Source organism: Elusimicrobiales bacterium (assembly GCA_041651175.1).
Lineage (GTDB): Bacteria > Elusimicrobiota > Elusimicrobia > Elusimicrobiales > Elusimicrobiaceae > JAQTYB01.
Map to the genome: position 1 here is coordinate 89,344 of JBAZJT010000004.1, position 17,838 is coordinate 107,181.

General features: G+C 62.7%; 12 protein-coding genes. All 12 read right to left on the minus strand.

What is annotated here, in order from left to right; genetic code table 11:
• Positions 1 to 66: 66 nt before the first annotated feature.
• The 12 genes from WC421_03750 to WC421_03805 all read right to left on the minus strand — a co-directional run bounded on the left by WC421_03750 (position 67) and on the right by WC421_03805 (position 17,823).
• Entirely contained in the window at positions 67 to 801 is a 735-nt protein-coding gene (locus tag WC421_03750) for an OAM dimerization domain-containing protein (protein ID MFA5161339.1), read from the minus strand.
• Positions 798 to 2,351: a lysine 5,6-aminomutase subunit alpha gene (locus WC421_03755; GenBank protein ID MFA5161340.1), complete on the minus strand. Its 1,554-nt coding sequence runs from the start codon at positions 2,349 to 2,351 to the stop codon at positions 798 to 800. The genes WC421_03750 and WC421_03755 overlap by 4 nt, the downstream gene beginning before the upstream one ends.
• Entirely contained in the window at positions 2,348 to 3,907 is a 1,560-nt protein-coding gene (locus WC421_03760) for a hypothetical protein (GenBank protein MFA5161341.1), read from the minus strand. The genes WC421_03755 and WC421_03760 overlap by 4 nt, the downstream gene beginning before the upstream one ends.
• Positions 3,885 to 4,727: a hypothetical protein gene (locus WC421_03765; GenBank protein ID MFA5161342.1), complete on the minus strand. Its 843-nt coding sequence runs from the start codon at positions 4,725 to 4,727 to the stop codon at positions 3,885 to 3,887. The genes WC421_03760 and WC421_03765 overlap by 23 nt, the downstream gene beginning before the upstream one ends.
• Positions 4,724 to 6,268, minus strand: a complete 1,545-nt coding sequence (locus tag WC421_03770) for a fumarate hydratase (protein ID MFA5161343.1) — start codon at positions 6,266 to 6,268, stop codon at positions 4,724 to 4,726. Before WC421_03770 ends, WC421_03765 begins: the two co-directional genes overlap by 4 nt.
• Positions 6,265 to 7,032 carry an exodeoxyribonuclease III gene (locus WC421_03775; GenBank protein MFA5161344.1) on the minus strand — a complete coding sequence of 256 codons (768 nt, stop codon included), beginning with the start codon at positions 7,030 to 7,032 and terminating at the stop codon, positions 6,265 to 6,267. Before WC421_03775 ends, WC421_03770 begins: the two co-directional genes overlap by 4 nt.
• A complete protein-coding gene (locus tag WC421_03780; protein ID MFA5161345.1) occupies positions 7,026 to 8,321 on the minus strand; it encodes a glycosyltransferase family 2 protein in 1,296 nt (431 codons plus the stop codon). The genes WC421_03775 and WC421_03780 overlap by 7 nt, the downstream gene beginning before the upstream one ends.
• Positions 8,318 to 9,001 (minus strand): ATP-binding protein, encoded by a 684-nt coding sequence (locus WC421_03785; GenBank protein MFA5161346.1) that lies wholly within the window; start codon positions 8,999 to 9,001, stop codon positions 8,318 to 8,320. The genes WC421_03780 and WC421_03785 overlap by 4 nt, the downstream gene beginning before the upstream one ends.
• The gene (locus tag WC421_03790) at positions 8,998 to 10,158 is read right to left on the minus strand and encodes a metallophosphoesterase (GenBank protein MFA5161347.1); all 1,161 of its coding nucleotides are present in this window, start codon (positions 10,156 to 10,158) and stop codon (positions 8,998 to 9,000) included. Before WC421_03790 ends, WC421_03785 begins: the two co-directional genes overlap by 4 nt.
• 8 nt (positions 10,159 to 10,166) lie before the next feature.
• Positions 10,167 to 10,733, minus strand: a complete 567-nt coding sequence (locus WC421_03795) for a hypothetical protein (GenBank protein ID MFA5161348.1) — start codon at positions 10,731 to 10,733, stop codon at positions 10,167 to 10,169.
• Positions 10,734 to 10,846: 113 nt separating this feature from the next.
• Positions 10,847 to 11,854, minus strand: coding sequence for a phosphatase PAP2 family protein (locus WC421_03800; protein ID MFA5161349.1), 1,008 nt, complete (start codon positions 11,852 to 11,854; stop codon positions 10,847 to 10,849).
• A 32-nt stretch (positions 11,855 to 11,886) separates the two neighbouring features.
• Positions 11,887 to 17,823 (minus strand): MG2 domain-containing protein, encoded by a 5,937-nt coding sequence (locus tag WC421_03805; protein MFA5161350.1) that lies wholly within the window; start codon positions 17,821 to 17,823, stop codon positions 11,887 to 11,889.
• Between the last annotated feature and the right edge of the window lie 15 nt (positions 17,824 to 17,838).

Sequence of the window (17,838 nt, forward strand, 5' to 3'; positions counted from 1 at the left end):
CTCATTTCACACTATTAGCACATTGATTGTCAGCGACACTAAACACTGCGCCACAAGCTTATTCGCTCAACGCCGTATGCTTTCCTCCATCTTTTTTACTATGAAGGTGGCCACGTCGTCGGCGTAGGCGCCGGAGCCGAAACCCGCGTCGTAGCCCAACTCAACCGCCAGCTTGTTGCTTATCCGGGGGCCGCCGGCTATGACTATGAATTTGTCGCGCAAATGCCCGGCTTCCAGCAGTTCTATCAGATTGGCCAGGTTCCGCACATGCACTTCCTTCTGCGTAACCACCTGCGACACAAGCAGCGCGTCGGCGTTGACCTGGAGGGCGAACTCTATCAGCTTTTCGTTGGGGACCTGCGCGCCCATGTTGTGCGCCTCTATCATGGGGTAGCGCTCCAGCCCGAAATGATGGTTGAAGCCTTTCATGTTCATGATGGCGTCTATGCCCACGGTGTGCGCGTCCGTGCCGGTGCAGGCGCCCACCACCACCACATGCCTTTTGAATTTTTCTCGGATAAAAGCGTTGACCTCGTCCATGCTCAGGCGGTCCTCGCCCACGGCATCGGTGTAGTCAACCCTGTCGTAATCAATGGCGGCGTCGGTTCTGCCGTAAGCCACAAAAAACGTGAATTCATCCGAAAGCGGGGCGGCCTCCACAATCTGGCATTCCCTGAAACCGAGTTTCAGCACATACAGCCGCGCGGCCTCTTTTGCCTTGCCGGAGCATTTCACCGGCAGGGTGAAGGAAAGCTGGACCGAGCCGTCGTTAAGAGTATCGCCGTAAGCCTTGACCATCATAAGCCAAGCTCCTTTTTAAGATAGTCTTCAAACGGATTCCAGTAATCGGGGCCTTTTTCAACCACGCCGTCAAAGCCCTTGCCGCCGTTTTTGGGGCGTTTTATGTCGGCGAACATCCCTTTTTCTATCGCGCCGAAAAGGCCGGTTTCCGCGGTCTGCTCCAGGAAATCAACGGTTTCATCCAGCACCTGCGCCGCGCGCTTTGCGATTATGCCGCCGCGCTTGAACTCTATTTCCCCGGCCAGGCCGTCCATCGCGTTCATCACATACAGCGCGTTGGTGACAGCGAGGTAGCGGTCCTGCAGAAACGGCGTGTGTATCGCCTCGGTCAGCATTCCCAGCAGATGAATGCTCTGCCCCGTCGCCTTTGAGACGAAGTTAAACATCGCGTTCATCGCGTATCCCTTGAACACGTCGCCTGTCATAAACTTGGTGGGCGGCATGTATTTTAGCGGATGTTCAGGGAACACCTCGCGCGCCAGGCGGGCCTGCGCCAGCTCGTAGAGGAAGCCGTTTTTGAGCGAAGGGTCTATTTCAAAGGCATGGCCAAGCCCCATAAAGCGCTTTTCCATCCCGGCATTGAGCGCGAAACGCTCGTTTATAAGCTGCGAGGCCAGCACGGTATGCGCCTTTTCCACGGCGTCGGAGGTGGTGAGGTAATTGTCCTCGCCGGTGTTGATGATTATCTCGGCGCGGGCGTTTATCATGCGCGAGAAATTCTGGTCCACGAAGGTGCGGTACATGTTGATGTCGCGGAACAGGATTCCGTACATGGAGTCGTTTAGCATCATGTCCAGCCGTTCTATCGCCCCCATGGCGGCGATTTCCGGCATGCACAGCCCGGAGGCGTAATTGACCAGCCGGATATAGCGGCCCGCCTGCGGCTCCACCTCGTCCAGCGCGGCGCGCATGATTTTGAAATTCTCCTGCGTGGCGTAGGTGCCGCCGAAGCCTTCCGTCGTCGCGCCGAAGGGGACGTAGTCCAGCAGGCTCTGCGCCGTGGTGCGTATTACGGCTATTACATCCGCCCCCTGCAAAACGGCGGCCCGGGCCTGTTTTACATCCTCATGGATATTGCCGGTGGCCACGATTACATACAACAGCGGCGACTTCGCGTTTTTCCTGTAGCGGTTCAGCCGCCCGTTGCGGCGGGCGACGTGGGCGGATACTTTCCTGTCAAACTGCGCGGCCAGCCCGGAGGCCGCTTTTTTTATCGCTGAAAAATCCGCCAGCGGCAGTTTTGAGATGTCCAGCCCGCCGGCGATATCGGCGTTAAGCTCCTGCGGCGTCTTGCCGGTTTTGAGCAGCGCGCTTATATACCAGCGGGAAACTCCGCCGGACAATTTGTCCCTTAGCGAATCCACGGCGATATTGGGAACCGGAACGCCGCCGGAACTGACCATGTCCGCGCCCATCAGGCGCAAAGTGGCGCGCTCCACCGTTGTGGTGGTATGCCCGGCTATGAATTTCTGCACCGGCGCGGCTATTTGCGCGGCCAGCCTGCGCGCTTTGGCTATCTTTGCCGCCGAAATTCCCAGCTTGCTTTTCATTTTCCCTCCAGAACAAATTTTGCCCGCGAAATTATGCCGCCGTCAAATCCCAGCAGCCGCGCCACTTCCAGCGCATCGCAGTTGGCGGCTTTTCCCGAATCCGGCGCAAGCTCGTAGCGCATGAACCTGTTTATCTGCCTGAGCCGCCCGCGCAAATCGCCCGCCGCGCCGCCGTGGCCGGAAAAAGCCGCGCCGTCAAAGCCTTTCATCCGGTAATACGCCGCCGGCGCGCGCAGCCCGGAAAAATGCGTGGAGACAAAGGCGTAAACCCCCTGCTTTGCGCAAAACGCCGATATTATGGCCGACAAAAGCGCCCCGCCCTCGCGCGAGTTGGTGGCGCGGGCAAACTCGTCCATCAATATGAAGCAGCCCCTGTCCGCATCCTTCCACGCCGACATGAAGCCGTGCAACTCCAGCCCGAAGCTGCTCAGGCCGGCAACCTCCCCGCCCCCGCCGCCGGCAAAATGCGCCGCCGCAAAAACCGGCGCGGAGTATTTCTCCGCCGGGACGAAAAACCCGTGCTGGAGGCAAAGCTGGCAAAACCCCAGCGTTTTAAGCGCGACGGTTTTCCCGCCCATATTGGAGCCGGAAATCACGGCCACCCGCCCCGAAAAACCGCAGGACAACGGGCTGTAACGCAACTTCTCCGCCGCAAGGCGCGCCTCAAGCGGGGGCAGCCTGCCTTTTTTTATGACGATTGCCGCGCCGGGTTTGAGAATAACCGGCCTTGTCAGGCCATGCGCCGCCGCCAGCCGGGCTTTTGCAAGCAGAATATCCGCGCGCTCCACGGCGGCGGCGCAGCGGCGCATTTCCGGCAAATGGCGCGCGGCCCCGCGCGCAAGGGCGGAAAGAATTTTCGCCTCCTCCCGCTTTTCCGCGCGCGCAAAACCGTCCCGCTTCGCGCATAATTCCAGATATTGCGCGCCGAAGACCGGCCTGACAACCACATGGGACGAATCATGCGGCTCTATGAAAAAATCGGGATTGCCGAAGAGTTTCGCGGCGGAGGACTCCTCAATAACTATAAATTCCCGCGCGGAAAAATCCAGTGAATGCTCCCGCTTCAGGCGGGCCAGCGTCCGCCCGCGCAGCCGCGCGATTTCCGCGGACACCGCCGCGATTTCCCGCCGGACCGAGACCAGCTCCGGCGAAAACGAATCGTCTATATGGAAATTCTCGCCCCCTTCGCCGCGCGAGAGGGTTTTCAGCAGCCCCTCCAGCCGCCAGTCCGCGCCAAGCGCGGCGGCAAGCGGTTTGGGCAGCAGCGCAAAAGCCGCTTTTGCGTTGAGCAGGAATTTTTTCAGGCAGAACAACGCCGCGCAGTCCGGCGGCGCGTTTTCGTCTATAAAAGGGATTCTGGCGAGGTGGAATTCCAGCTTGTCGGCGCGGACGGGGAATTTGGCGGCGAAAGAAATAAAGGCTTCGGTCAGGCCGAACTCGCCTTCCAGTTCTTTCGGCGAGGAATAAAACAGCAGCCTGTCCTTGGCGGCGCGGCCATAGGGCGTCCGCGGCAGGAAACGCCCGAGCAGCCAGTCAAACTCCGCGAATGTCTTCATAGGGGTTGAAAACCAGTTTTTCAGGCGGAAAATCCTTCAGCATCTCCGCAAACCGCCCGCGCGAAATATCATACAAATTAGCGACGGCGAAAATAAGCCCGAACCTGCGCCGGAAATATATTTTCCGCCCCCGCGCGAAAGCGCGCCACTGCGGGAGATTCAGGAAGACTTTAGTGCAATCCTCCAGAACAATCCTCTTTTCCTTTTGCGGAACAGCCTGCGCCCTCTGCGGCGTCAGCGCGCCTTCAATAAAAAGCCCGCGCATCCCCGCGCGGAGTTCCGACAGCTCCCGCAGCAGCGCCAGCGCGTCGGCTACCGCCTGCGCGCGCAGCCGCTCCACCTTCGCCACATAGACAAATCCCGCCCCGTCCGCCGCCGAAAGCTGGGTAAGCCGGTTTGCCGCGCCATCCACCAGCACGGTCTGCGCGCCGAAACCGCCGCGCAGCGATGCGATAATTTCCGCCAGCCGGGCATTGGAGGCCGGGCCGGAAAGCTCCATAAACCCGCCGCGCAGTATGCGGACAACGGCCATTTTCCCCAATGCCGTGGCCGCCGGGAAAACCTCCAGCACCTCGCAGCCCGCATCCGCCGCGGCAAGGGAGGACTGGGAAGTGGCTATTATCTCTCCGGGAAAAACCGCCACGCGCGGCTTGCGCCCGCCGAAAGCCATATCCTCGCTTTCGCCGTCCAGCCCGGAGGAAAGAAAAGCCAGCCGGGTCCTGCCGCGCAATTTATTCAGAGCGTAATTGAAAAAACAGGTTTTGCCCGCGTTTTTTTCCGAACCGGCGATGAAAACCGTTTTGCCAAGCAATGCTTTCATGTCCGCGCTATGGAAAGAACGGCGGGCAGATTTTCAAACCGCAGCAGCCGCACCGCCTCCATCCCCAGTTCGGGAAAATCAATCACGCGCGACTCGGTTATAAACCGCCGCGCCGTAACCGCCGCCGCGCCGCCCATCGCCGAAAAATAAACCCCGCCGGCGCGCTTTATGGCGGCACGGGCCTGCGGGCCTCTTGCGCCCTTGCCTATGGTTACAAGCCCCGCCCCGGCGGAAAGCAGAACCGGCATATAGTCGTCCATGCGGGAGGAGGTGGTGGGCCCGAAAGAGCCGCAAGCCAGCCCGCGCGGCGTCCTGCACGGGCCGGCATAGTATATCGGATAACGCAGGTAGTCCGGCTTTTTGCCGGATTGCAGCAGCGCGGCGAATCCGGCATGGGCCAGGTCGCGCGCGGCTATGGCATGGCCGCTTAAAAAAACCCGCGTCCCCGCCGGAACCCCGTCCAGAGAGCGGAGCAATTCCCTTGCGGGCAAATCCAGATTCAATTTCAGGCGGGAAAATTTTTCAATCAATTCCGTCCTGCCGGGCGGGAGTTGCGCCCGCCGCTCCAGCCAGATGCCGCGGCGGTTTATTTTCGCAAGAACCATGCGCGGCGCGCAGCAGGAAACCGCCATCGCTATAAAAAGCGAAGCGCCATGCCGGGACATTCGGACCGCCCGTACCGAATGCGCCTGATATTTTCCGCCGAACTGCGCGCCGGCGCCGGTTTTTTCCGCGGCGGCAAGCAGCCGTTTTTCCAGCGCGGCGTCGCGGAACATGGCGCACGGCTTGTGCGGCAGGAAATCCAGCAGGCCCGACGCGGCCAGCGAGGCGGTTTTGACGCACAGCTCCGGCGAGGTTCCGCCCGCGGCAAAACCAAGCGAATACGGCGGGCAGGCCTGCGCGCCCAGCGCGGCTATGCGCGAGGCCAGAAATTCCTCCAGCCGCCCGCCAGACAGGAAATAGCCGGGTTTTGCATGAAACTCCGTCCGGTTGGAGGAGCCGCCGCCTTTTATTATGAAGGCAAGCAGGTATTCCGCGCCCGGAACGGCCAGTATTTCGGCCTCAACCGGCATATTGTCGCCGCTGTTTTTTTCGCCGCGCGGGCCCGGCAGCATCTGGGAAAAGCGGAAATCGCCTTCAATATAGGCGTCCCGCGCGCCCAGCGCGAGATATTGCGCGTCGTCGGCGCCGGTAATCACGCGCTCGCCTTTCAATGCGCGGATTATTACGGTGCCGGTGTCCTGGCACAGGGGCAGCCTGCCTTCCGCGGCGACGGCGGCGTTTTCCAGCAGCATGGCGGCGGCGAATTTATCGCCGGAAGAAGCGCGCCGGTCCGCGCTGATATGCGAAAGCTCCCGCAAATAGCCGCGCGGCAGGAAAAACTGCGCCTGAGCTACCGCCGCTTTTGCAAGCGCGCGCAAACTCCGCGCGGAAACGCGCACGGAGCCGCCATCAACGCGGACATCGCCGGCTTTTGCGAACTCCGCGGATTTCACGGCTTTGGCCAGGACGGACAAGTCCGGCAGATAAAGTTTTTTCACAAATCCATCGTTATTCCGACGGGGCAATGGTCGGAGCCCTGCGCGTCCGCCAGTATGAAGGCGTCCTTTAACTTTGGCAGCGAAGGCTTGTCTATCAGGAAATAATCCAGCCGCCAGCCGGAGTTGCGCTCCCGCGCGCGGGTTTTCATGTCCCACCAGGTGTAATGTCCGCCGTCTTTGTTGAAAACGCGGAAGGTGTCGGCAAAACCGGCGGCGAAAAATTTATCCAGCCATTGCCGCTCCTGCGGCAGGAAGCCGGAGACGGCTTCATTCTCTTTTGGCCGGGCAAGATCCAGCTCGGTATGCGCCGTGTTCACATCGCCGCAAACGATGACGGTTTTGCCGGAGGCCAGCAGCCCGCCCGCATGTTCAAGGAATTTCGCGTAAAAACGCAGCTTGAAATCCAGCCGCTCCGGCCCGGAGCCGCCGTTGGGAAAATAGAAATTCAGGAAATGGAAGCGCGGATACTCAAGGGCCGTCATGCGCCCCTCGCCGTCAAATTCCGGCTCGCCAAATCCGTATCTGACAGACAGCGGCTCCTCCCGCGCAAAAACCGCCGTGCCGCTGTAGCCGGGCCTTTCGGCGGCGTTCCAGTACGCAAACCAGCCCGGCGGGGCCGCTATTTCCGGCGGCAATTGTTCCCGGCGCGCCTTTGTCTCCTGAAGCGCGCAAATTGCAGCGTCCTGCAACAGAAGCCAGTCCAGCGCGCCCTTTTTAGCGGCGGCGCGCGCGCCGTTTACGTTCCAGGAGAGGAATTTCAGCACCGCTTGCCCTCCACCAGTTCCGAGATAGAGACGGCGCAGCCATGCTCGGTGCGGTACCAGTGGGAGGAGCGTTTATAGCTGAATACGCTGGCCGCGAAAATCGGTATTCCCAGGAACAGATAGAACCAGGGCATGACGATGTAGGTCGCGTAATCCCGCCAGCCGGAACGCTCGCGGTAGAGCGCGTAGGCGGGCCAGAGGTAAACGGGAATCCAGTTCATCAGCTTGACCGAAAACCTCGCGCCCGACGGATGGTCAAAAATCCAGTACAGGAGGTTGAAGGCGTCGCGGTAAATATATATCAGCGCCGCCGCGCTGCCGACGAGAAGCAGCCGGTAGCACATGGAAAACCGGCTAAACGACTCCAGCGCGCGCAAATCGCCGTGCATCAGGAAGCGGCGGAATGTGCCCCAGATATGCTTGTTGGCGGCGTAAAGCGCGCCCTTTGTCCAGCGCAGGCTGCGCAGCACCATCTGGCGCATGGTAACGGGGGATTCGTCAAACACCACCGCCTGCGGCGCGTAATAAATCGGCACGCCGTGGCGGATAAGGCGGGCCTGCAATTCTATGTCCTCTGTCAGCGCGCGGGGGTCCCAGGGGAAACGGCGCACGATATCCGCCGAAAAGCACATCCCCTTGCCGTGCAACGTGGCCGACAGTCCCAGCCGGTATTTAGGCAGCTGCCCGTAGTAAATCTGCATGACCTTGCCGACATGGCAGATGCGCGAGAGGAAATTGAAATCCGGGTTTTTGGAACGTTCCATCCCCTGCATGGCCTGATGCCCGGCGTTGAGGTGGTCGCTCATCGCGCGCAGGAAACCGGGATGGGCCAGCGAATCGGCGTCAAAATAGCAGAACGCGTCGTACTTGCCGGTTTCAAGCAGGCTGCGGTCCAGCGCCAGCAGCGCGCGGGCCTTGCCGCGCGGCGAGTCGCCGTCGTTGAGGAACACATTCGCGCCGCGCGATTTGGCTATCTCCGCGGTGCGGTCGGTGCAATGGTCGGCCACCACCCAGACGTCGAAGAGCTCGCGCGGATAGTCCAGCTTGAACAGGCTCTCAACCGCGTGGCCGATGACCTCCTCCTCGTTATAAGCGGGCAGCACCACGGCAAAACGGTTGAGCCTGCCGCCCGGCGCGGGAAGCGGCACCCGCTTTTTAAGCCCCCAGAAACTCATCACGAAATACGAGGTCCAGACCGTGAAAAGATACATCTGCACGGTGTTGGAGAAAATGACCAGCGCGTCGCGCGCCGCCGGATGATAGAAAAACGAGGGTATAATGCCGTTCATAGCGGAATCTCAACCCGGACGGCCATGCCGCCGGCGGAATTTTCGGCGCGGATGGAGCCGCCGTGCGCCTTCACGGCCAGCAGGCAGTAGCGCCGGTTAAGCCCCGCGCCGCGCCGCAGCCGGCGCAGCGCGGAGGGAGGATGCTTGGCGAAATAGCTTTTCAGCAGCGCAGGCGGGCAGCGCGGCCCGCTGTCGCTTACGCAAAACACGGCGCGGCCCCCGTTTGCAAAAGCCGACAGCCTGACACCCGCGCAGTTCGGGGAATATCTGGCGGCGTCAAGCAGCAAATTAACGATAACGTTGCGCAGCATGTCCGGGTCCGCGCATATTTCATGGGGAAGCCGGGGAGAAATTTCTATTTCCGCCCGCGCTCTGGAAGAACCGCAAAGCGGGGCAGCCTCGCCCGCAGCCCGCTCCAGAAGCGGGCGCAGCTCAACCGCGCGCCGCTCCGGCGCGAGGCGCCCGTCCTCCAGCGCGCAGGCCCGCTGCGCGCAATCTACCAGCCGCTGCACGAGCAGCGCGCTTGAATAAGCCATGCCCAGCATCCCGCCCAAATCCGGCGGCAGGCCCGGCCTGGACTGGGAAGAGGTTACAGCCAGTATGACCGAAGCCAGCGGGTTCTTGATATCGTGCATCAGCGCGTCCATGACGGCGGAGGAGAGCCGGTTTTTTCGCATCATTTGGATATAGCCACGGAGTCTATGACCTTGTTTTCGCGGTTGTAAACCGTGAATTTGAAACCGGAGCCGTTAATTTCCCCGACGCCGAAATGGTATTCGGACGCGAACTTGTCGGACCAGGGGTTTTCGCTGCATTTTATGTAAAGCGGGCTGCCGCCGCCGCCCAGGGTGATATATATGACCCCGTATTCCTGAGAAACGGCTCCGGCTTTGAGCGGCTGGGTGCGCTCGTAATCGTGGTCGTGGCCCTGAAACACAATGTCCACGCCGTATTTTTCAAACAGCGGGGCCAGCGCGGCTGTCAGCGCCTTGCCGGAGCCGTGCCCCCCGCTGGAATAAAGCGGCACATGCAGGAACACAAATTTCCACATGGCGGCGCTTTTGGCAAGCGTCTGCTCCAGCCAGAGATACTGCGGGCTGCCTCTGGCGGCGGAGGGGGCGTATTTCACCACGGGATAATTGGTGTCAAGGCAGACAAAAAGCGCGTTTGCGCTTGAAAAAGAATAATAATGCGGCGAGCCGGGGCTTTGCGGCATCCGGTGATACCGCGCGTAGTTGGCGGAGAAAAAATTGCGCGCGGCCTTTGCCGCAACCTTGGGCGGGGCGTATTCATGATTTCCCGGAGAGATGAAAAACGGGGCCTTGCGCATGACGGAGGCAAATGGCCGGAAGAATTTATCGTCCGCGGTGGAATCCAGGCCGTTATCAGTCAGGTCGCCGGTGTGTATGACGAAATCGGGATTGTATTTTTCCAGCCGGGCGGCTATTTCGTCCTGCGCCCCCTCGCCGGTGCCGGAATCGCCCAACGCGGCGAAGGAAAGCATTCTCTGGTCCGGCGGGCGCAGCGTGCGGAAAGAGCCGGTGGACGCCGCCACCGCGCCATCGCTCTCCGGGACATAAACCTTGTAACACAACTGCCCGCCCGGCACAAGGCCGTAGAGCGAAACCTCATGTTCCATGCCTTCGGGGGAGATTGCCAGGAACTGCCCGCATTCCGGCGGCGGGCCGTAATTCAGCCAGGCCACGGTGGATATGTCCGTGCGCCAGCGCACCTGCGCGGAGTTGACCGACACATCCTCCACATACGGCCCGCGGGAAAGCGACGCGGCCCCCGCCGGAGCGGCCGCAGTCAGCAGAATGATAAACGCAGGGAACATAAGGCGCGTCAGGGATACGCGCCGTAAGAGGATGAGTCGGGAGCGTTTTCCTGCTCCTCGCCCTGCTCCTGCCCGCCGGACGCAGCGGCGTCCTTTCCGCCGGGTGACGCGGGGACCTCTTTGACGGGGGCACAGTTCTGGACCGGGCAGGGCTGGGGATTCAAATAACCGTCGTAAATCATCTTGTCCAGCCTTTCCCGCTGCAGCGGAGTCAGGAACTCCCGCACTGCGGCGGCTATGGCGAATTTATGCTGAAAAATGCGGAAATTGACGTCTCCCAGAACATAGCGCAATTTGCGCGCACGGCGCTTGCGCGCCTGGTATTCGTCCTGGGCGCGCTCTATCACCGTATCCGCTTCGTCGGAGAGCGCATCCTCTATCCGTTTGCGTTGATTGCGGCTGAAATGCAGCGGCGCATACAGCTCCGCCGCCAGCGAAGCGCCCACACGCTCATGCGTGGGCAGGGAAATTTCCTCCACCGGAAAAAGCTTGGCTTTGCCGGAAGGCTGTTCCCCCGCCCCCAGAGCGGACGAGGCCGCCGCAAAAAGCAACATGAAAACCAGACTCGCTGTCATATGCGCAATCTCCATCCTGCTGTCTATTATGATACAAAGTTTGGCGGCAGGCAGCCGACTCATTTTCCGGCAATTGCGCGGCGGAATTTCCCGCTTTTTCCGCCGCCCCGAGCTCAGCGCGGGGAGAGCAGAAAGATTTTCGCCTGCGCCATATCCCGCCGGTAGGCTTCCGATTTCAGCATTTCATCATGGAACATGACGCCGAATTTTTTGCCGGCGGAGATGTCGGAGGGATAATGAACGCCTATCACCACCCTGTCAAAAGCAATGCCGTCTGCCGCAGCGATGAACTCGTCCCGCCGTTTCGGGACCAGGTCCGCCAGCGCCTCGGCAAAAACTCTGGAGATGGCGGCATGTGTGCTGGGATACGAATACCCGCCGCCCCCGGGCCGCCCGTCCGCGGCGCGCGGGTCCGGGCAGGGATTTTGGTTGTCAGGTCTGGGGCGGCGGTAGCGGTTTTTCATCATTCGGGCGGCTGTTCCGATATCCGAATCCACGCGGCTGAAAAAATCCCGAACCTCCGGGGGGAGCGGCTGCGGGAAGGGGCTGTTTTCCCCCCACAAATGAGCGAATGTGATATAGAAGGTCCGGTTGGCGCGCAGGCAGTCCGCATCCGTGCGCTTTTTGCGCCACTGCTCCAGAACGGCGTCGTCTGCGCGCTGCTCTTCGGAATCCACAGACGGAGGCGGCGGAAAGGCTGCCTGCGTAAACCGCTCCGCCGGCACATAGTATGCGGCTGCGGCCCCATCGCGCGGGCCGCCGGCGCAAATTCCGGCGCACTGGGCCGCCGCCAGAATCAGCGCCGCCGGCAGCAGGCGCAATCTCCCCGATAACCCGGAAATTGCAGTTGGTTGCGAGAACCGGGACGAAAAAGGGCGAAGCAGATTCGGCACAAAAAAGTGCGGGCAGGCCCGCAGGCCTGTAAACCCGGAAATCGCAGTTGGATTGCGGAATTCGCCGGCGGCTGGCGGGACATTCCTGTGCAGAATTTTCCTTACATACCCGGCGGGTATGCTCGTCAAATTCTGCGTCGGACTGTCCGCGCCAGCCACCGCCTCGGTTCTCGCAACCAACTGCGATTTCAGGGTAAACGCTTTTTTGTGCCGGAGATGCGAAGCCATTTTTCGTCGAATTCCGCTACTCACCTGCGATTTCAGGGTTTAACCTCCAGCCGGAACTCGTCCGAATGGGCCGAAAATTCCGGCGCGTACATGGACTGGATTTCCGCCGGGCCTATGGTGTAGACGCCGGGCGTGGCGGGACGCATGGAGTATTTCAGCGTGTATTCGCCCTGCGGCAGCCACTGAATGAAAAAGTCCGTCATGGAATCTCGCGGCTCCTCGTAGCGGGACAGCAGGTCCCATTTCCAGCCGCTGGAGAGGCCCTCGTTTTCAAAACCCGCGCCGCGCATATCGCGCGCATGGACATATTCAAACTGGCTGCGGGCGGTTATCACCAGATGAACTTCTATAAGGTCGCCCGCATTGACTTTCGCGCCCGGCAGCAGCCTGCGCAGTGTATAGCCGCCGCCGTCTTTTACCCGCGCAAAGAACCGGCGCGATATGTTTAGCATTCCCAGCGGCGAGGAGGCAACCGGCCCCTCCGGAGTATACACGGCGTTAAGCCAGCAATAGGCCGTGCCGGGGCCGGTTTTGGCCACGCGGGCGTCCGCGCCGGAACGCGCGCCCGCTCCCGCCAGCGCATAGCGCAGCGGTTTGGCAAGCCAGTCATAGGGGCCGATTTTTTCCGTCACATCGGTTCCGGCCCAGTTGACGCTGAAGGTTTCCGCTTTTTCCAGCGCGCCGCGCTTTTTTAACAGGTCTGTCAGCGCGAACACCGCCGCCGCCGCGGCCTTGGGCGATTTCCATTCATTGTTTTTGCGGTTCAGCAGCAGCCAGCGGGCAAGGCCATTGATGTCGGGCGAATCGGGCCGCAGCGCAAGCAGCGCGCGCAGCATGAATGCGTGTTTTTCCGTGGTGTCGTTGTACCAGAGCCAGGAATTTTTCTCCTGCGCCCAGTGCGTGCCGTATTCGTCGCGGATTGCGCCGTCCATCGCGGCGGAAAGGTACCGGTCCGCCAGTTCGCTGTTGCCCAGCCGTAGCCAGGCATAGGCCAGCCGCGCCTTGCCGTAGGCGGTGAGCATATCGGAGAATTCGCCGGCGAAACCGGCCCATTTCCGGGCCAGGGCGAACCCCTTTTCGTAATCCGGCCACTGCTCAGGGAAGGAACTCATCACATAGGCGGCATACACCGCCAGCGCAAGGTCCGGCGGCTTTGTATCGTCGCCAAGCAGCCGCGGAGCAGCGCCGGCGACGTAGCGCGCCGCTCTGGCGGTTATTTCGCGCGGGGCGTCCACACCGTGCGCCTCCGCCTGCGCAAAGCCGTCCAGCACGTAGAGCGTCATGTACAAATCCGCCTGGCCGCCGGGGAACCAGGGGAATCCCCCGTCCTCCAGCTGGTACTGCGCCAGCTTGTCCAGGGCGCGCTTGCGCTCGTCCTCCACCAGCGCGGGGTTTAGCAGGTCAACCGCGTTTGCACTGGCGGGGCGTCCGCGCGCAACCTCGGCCCAGGGCGTTTCCTCCAGGCTTATGCGCCTTGCGGGATTGTCGGTTTCCCAGGGCGGGGTTATGGAGCTTCTGGACGGGATTTTTGCCGCGGACGCGGCCAGATTCAGGTATGAGCCGTACAAGGCATTCACCACCGCCAGCGGCACATACCGGTCCACAAGCTGTTCCACGCAGTCGTAATCGCGCTTTTCCAGCGCGGGCAGGCTGTTTAGCAGCGTAAGCGCAAGCTGCGGCTCTATCTGCAATTGGGCGTATTCCGCGCCGGAGGAATTGGCCAGTTCCGGCAGCTCAAGCCGCGCGGAGGCGTCGCCTTCCAGCACCGCAAAAGCCGACGCCGCCTGCCGCGGGCGCGACGGCAGCACCGGCAGCTCGTTTTCCTGGGCGTCTGCAAGCCCGCCCGCCCGGGCCGAGGCCGCGACCTTGTATATCCGCGGGCCCTGCGGCGCCTGCACTTCCCACTCCAGCGAGACTGTGCCCAGCGGCTCCAGCGCGAATTTCTTCGGCGCGGCGTCAAGCGAAAACGCCTCGCCCGCCTCCGCGCCGCCTTCCGCCGTAATGGACAGCGCGGCCTCTCCCGCCAGCGGGTTATTCCCGCCGTTGCTGACGACGGTTTTTATAACGCTTCTGTCCCCCTCGCGCAGGAATCTGGGCAGTTCCGCGCGCGCCATCAGCGGCTTTACGGTGGCGGTGTTGAAGGAGACGTTCCCCGTCTTGACGTCGCGCGTCATAACATAAGCCGAGGCCTTCCAGCTTGTAAGCCGCTCCGGCACGGTGAAAGCGAAATCCGCCGCGCCGGAAAGCACCTTAAGCTGCGGGTTGTAATACGCCGTCTCGGAAAAATCGCGCCGGACAGGGGCCGCTAACCTGCGCGGACGGGAGGGCAAAGACTCGCTTTTCGCGGTCATTACCGCCGTGCCCGCTCCGGCGAAGGACTCCAGCATGACCGCAGACGCGGCCTGCGGCGCGGCGGCTAAATTCACGGCGGCGGCATCCATTGACTTGACCGCGCCGCCGGCGCTCATCGTCCTGAACACCCTCCCGCCCCAGGCGCGGGTCATAAAGGGCCGGACAGCCTCGCGCGCGAAACGGGCCGCCGCCTGGAAAAGCGCCGTAAGCGGGCCGCTTTCAACCGGCATGTCCCAGCCGCGAAACTCAAGCAGCGAATTGCTGAACCCGGACTGGGAATCGCGCGGCGGATAGAGCATGGCGGGCCACGGCTGCGCGTCCCGCCCGTAGTATTCCAGCGAGCGGTCGTAAACTTTCACCAGCGCCTCGCCGGAGACGGGACGCCCTGTCCCGTCCGACGCGCGCAGCTTCCACTCCGCCTTCTGGCCGGGGGAAAAGGAATCCTCATGCTGCACCGTTACGGACAGCTCCCTGTCCGCGCGGGGGACCTCCGCCCTGGCCGACGCGGAATAAAACCGGAAATCCGAGGCGCCGAACCAGCCCAGCGCAAATCCGCCGGCATGTTCCGCGCCGATTTTTATATCCACCACGCCCGCGCCCGCCGGCGCGTTAAAGCGCGAAAGCAGGTTCCGCCCCGCCCGCACCTCCACGAATTTGGGGCCTTTGAGGCTGCCGCAGCCGACAAGCGCGCGCGCCGTGTCCCCCGGCTTGTAGGAGGAATGCTCAAACACCGCCGCCGGCGGCAGTTCCGCCGGGGCCGCGCCGGAATCGTCCACAAAAACCAGCACCGCGCTGTCTGCGGCGGCGCCGCCCCAGCGGTCCGGCGCGGACAGGGTGAGCCGGTACACCCCCTTCGGCAGCGGCGCAAACGCGATTTGCGACGGCGCGCCCGTGCTGAAAACCACTTTCCCGGAGGCCGCCTCCGCCCCGTCTTTTACGGAGCGGTATATTTCCTCAAGCGAAGGAGAACGCTGCCCGCCGTAAAACGGCGCCATGGCCGGTTCCGCGCCGCGGAAGCCGCCGGGTTCCGGGCCGGCGGAAGTCCGCTCATAATCCGCTGGCGGGGGGCCGAGTCTGTATATTTTGTAGGAGCCTTCGCCGGAAAGCGGCTCCCCGTTCACATTGGTCATGCCGGCGGAAAACCCGGCGGCGGCCCCGGCAAAGAAAAATCCGGCGTCCGGCTCCGCCCGCACCACGGCGGACTGCGCGGCGGCGCGATAGGTCCGCGAGTCGGCTATGGTGCGCCCGCCGGCGTCGCGCGCAAGGACCTCAACGTCAAAGTAGCAGGGAGCGTCGTCTTCGCCGGAGGCGGGCGACGGCGTGAAATCAAAAAAGAACCTGCCGTCCGGCCCCGTGCGCGTTTCGCCGGAGGCGGCCTCCTCCGGCGCGGCGGCCTGCCAGCCGCGCCACGGGAAAACATATCCCGCGCGGCGGACCGTGTACTTCACCGAAGCCCCGGGCACGGGCGAGCCGAAATAGTACCGCACGCCGCCTTCCACCCTGGCCGGACTGCCGTACCTGAAGGAAGCCGCGGCGGAGGCCAGCTTAACCTCAAATTCGGGACGCTTGTATTCCTCAACCGAAAATTCCGCCTGGCCGGAAAATTCGCGCCCGTACTCGCTTACCGAAGCCGACACCCTGTACTGCCCCAGCAGCTTGCCCGCCGGCACGGTAAACGCGCCCGCCGCGCTGCCCATGTCGTTTACGGACAGCTCCTTATGGTAAAAATTCTGCCAGCCCGCGTCCGAGACGGATATTTTCACCCGCGCGCCGCCGCCGTATACCCGCCAGCCGCCCTTGCGGCGGGAGAGAACCGTAACCTTGAACTTGACTTCCTGCCCGGGGCGGTAGACGGGGCGGTCGGTCTCGGCGAAGACGCCAAGCGGCTCCGGGGAGGAGCAGTCCGCGTACAAACCGCCCTGCCACCAGCCGTAAGAGCCGTTGGCGTAAAGCAGCGGGTCTATGAAAGCGCCGCAGCCCCCGTCCGCGCCCGGCATGATGCCGGCGGCATAAGAGGCGGCGCCGTCCTGCCCGGTGAAAAGCCCGCCGGTCGCGGGAACCGAGTTTGCCTCCGCGCGGTAGCTTATCCGCGCGCCGGGGACAGGCTTGCCGGTAACTGCGTCAAGCGCGTAGAGGCGGAACAGCTCCGCGCTTATCCTGCGGCGGGGCTGCTGCGGGTCAAACAGAAAATCCTCCGGGTCGCCCTTGAGGCCGCCGCTGCCCGCCAGGAAAACGGAGGTTATATTGGCTATCGCCGCCGACATGGGCGCGCGGCCCTTTTCGAATTTCGCGTCGCCGCAGGCGGCGGTTACATATATCCCCGCCCCCAGCGCGGGCGACGAGGAGAGGAAATTTTTGTATCCGTGCGGCGCGGGGTAGGACACCGCGTCCGACCATTGCGCGTCCGGCCTGCGTCCGAGGAAATGGTCAACCGCCTGCGGCGTCAGGAAACGCAGCGTCTCCGCGCCGCCCTGTCCGATACCCTGGCCGGAAACGGAGGAAAGCTCCTGCGGTGTGGTCTTCCAGGCGCGGAAATGCACCTTCTCCAGGTTGCGCGCGGAAACCTCCGCGAAACGCCCGCCGGGCGGCGCGCTCCGCGCGGAAAATTCCAGCCGGGGCAGCCGTATCTCCGCCGACAGGCGGGCGCAGTTTTTTCCGTAATACGAATCCGGCGCGGCGGACTGCGCTTTTTTGCAAATCTCCACCGCGTCGCCGTATCTGCCGGCATCGTTGAGCAGAGAGGCGGCCTCGAAAGCGGCGCGCGCGCCCGCCGCCCCCGGCAGGGCGGACCATTTCTGCAGAACTTTCAGCGCGGCGGCCCCGTACTCCTTCTGGTTTGCGGACACCAGCCAGCCGTATTTCACCGGCAGCAGCAGCCGGTCCATTTTCCAGTTGTCGCAGGCGGGCTGCCTGCCGGCGCAGGGCGCGCCGGCGCCCTCGTATACGGCGGCGGCCTTAAGCGCGGCGGGGGCGGAGCCGTCGTAATCGTGTTTGTACTGCTCCGCCGACAATGCCCAGACATCGGGTTTTGGCCCGGCAGCCGGAGCGCCCTCCAGCAGAAAAGACGTCCAGCGCGAGACGGCGAAATCCCACAGCGAGGGCATGTCGCCCAGCTCCGCGTTTTTGATGTTTATGAAATACCCCTCGTCTTTGAGCGGGGCGGCGGCCAGCTTGTCGCGCAGCGGCCACAGCGCGTCGTAGGCCGCGTCTATGCGCGCGCGCCACTGCGCGGCGGTGCGGTGGGTGATGTCGGCGGACTGCTCCTGCGCGTCCTCCGGCAGGCCGTAGCCGTAATGCGCCAGATAGGCGCGCCCGGCCTCGGCCTCCAGCAGCAGGAATCTCGCCTGCCACAGCGGCGCGGAGGGGCGCGGCATGGCCTCCAGCCGGCGGACGGCCTCGCCGCAGCGGTCCAGCAGGATTTCGCAGTAAACGGCGCGGTAGGCGGCCTTCAGCCCGTCTTCGGACGAGGGGGAGGCGGCTTTTCCGTAGGAGGAAATCGCCTCGTTGTAAAGCCCGCGCCCAAACAGCGAGTCCGCGCCGTCAAGCGCGCCCGCGGCGGCGCAGGCGGCAAAAGCGGACAGGAACAACCCGGACACGCCCGTGATTTGCAATTTCATGCAGCCTCCGGCAAA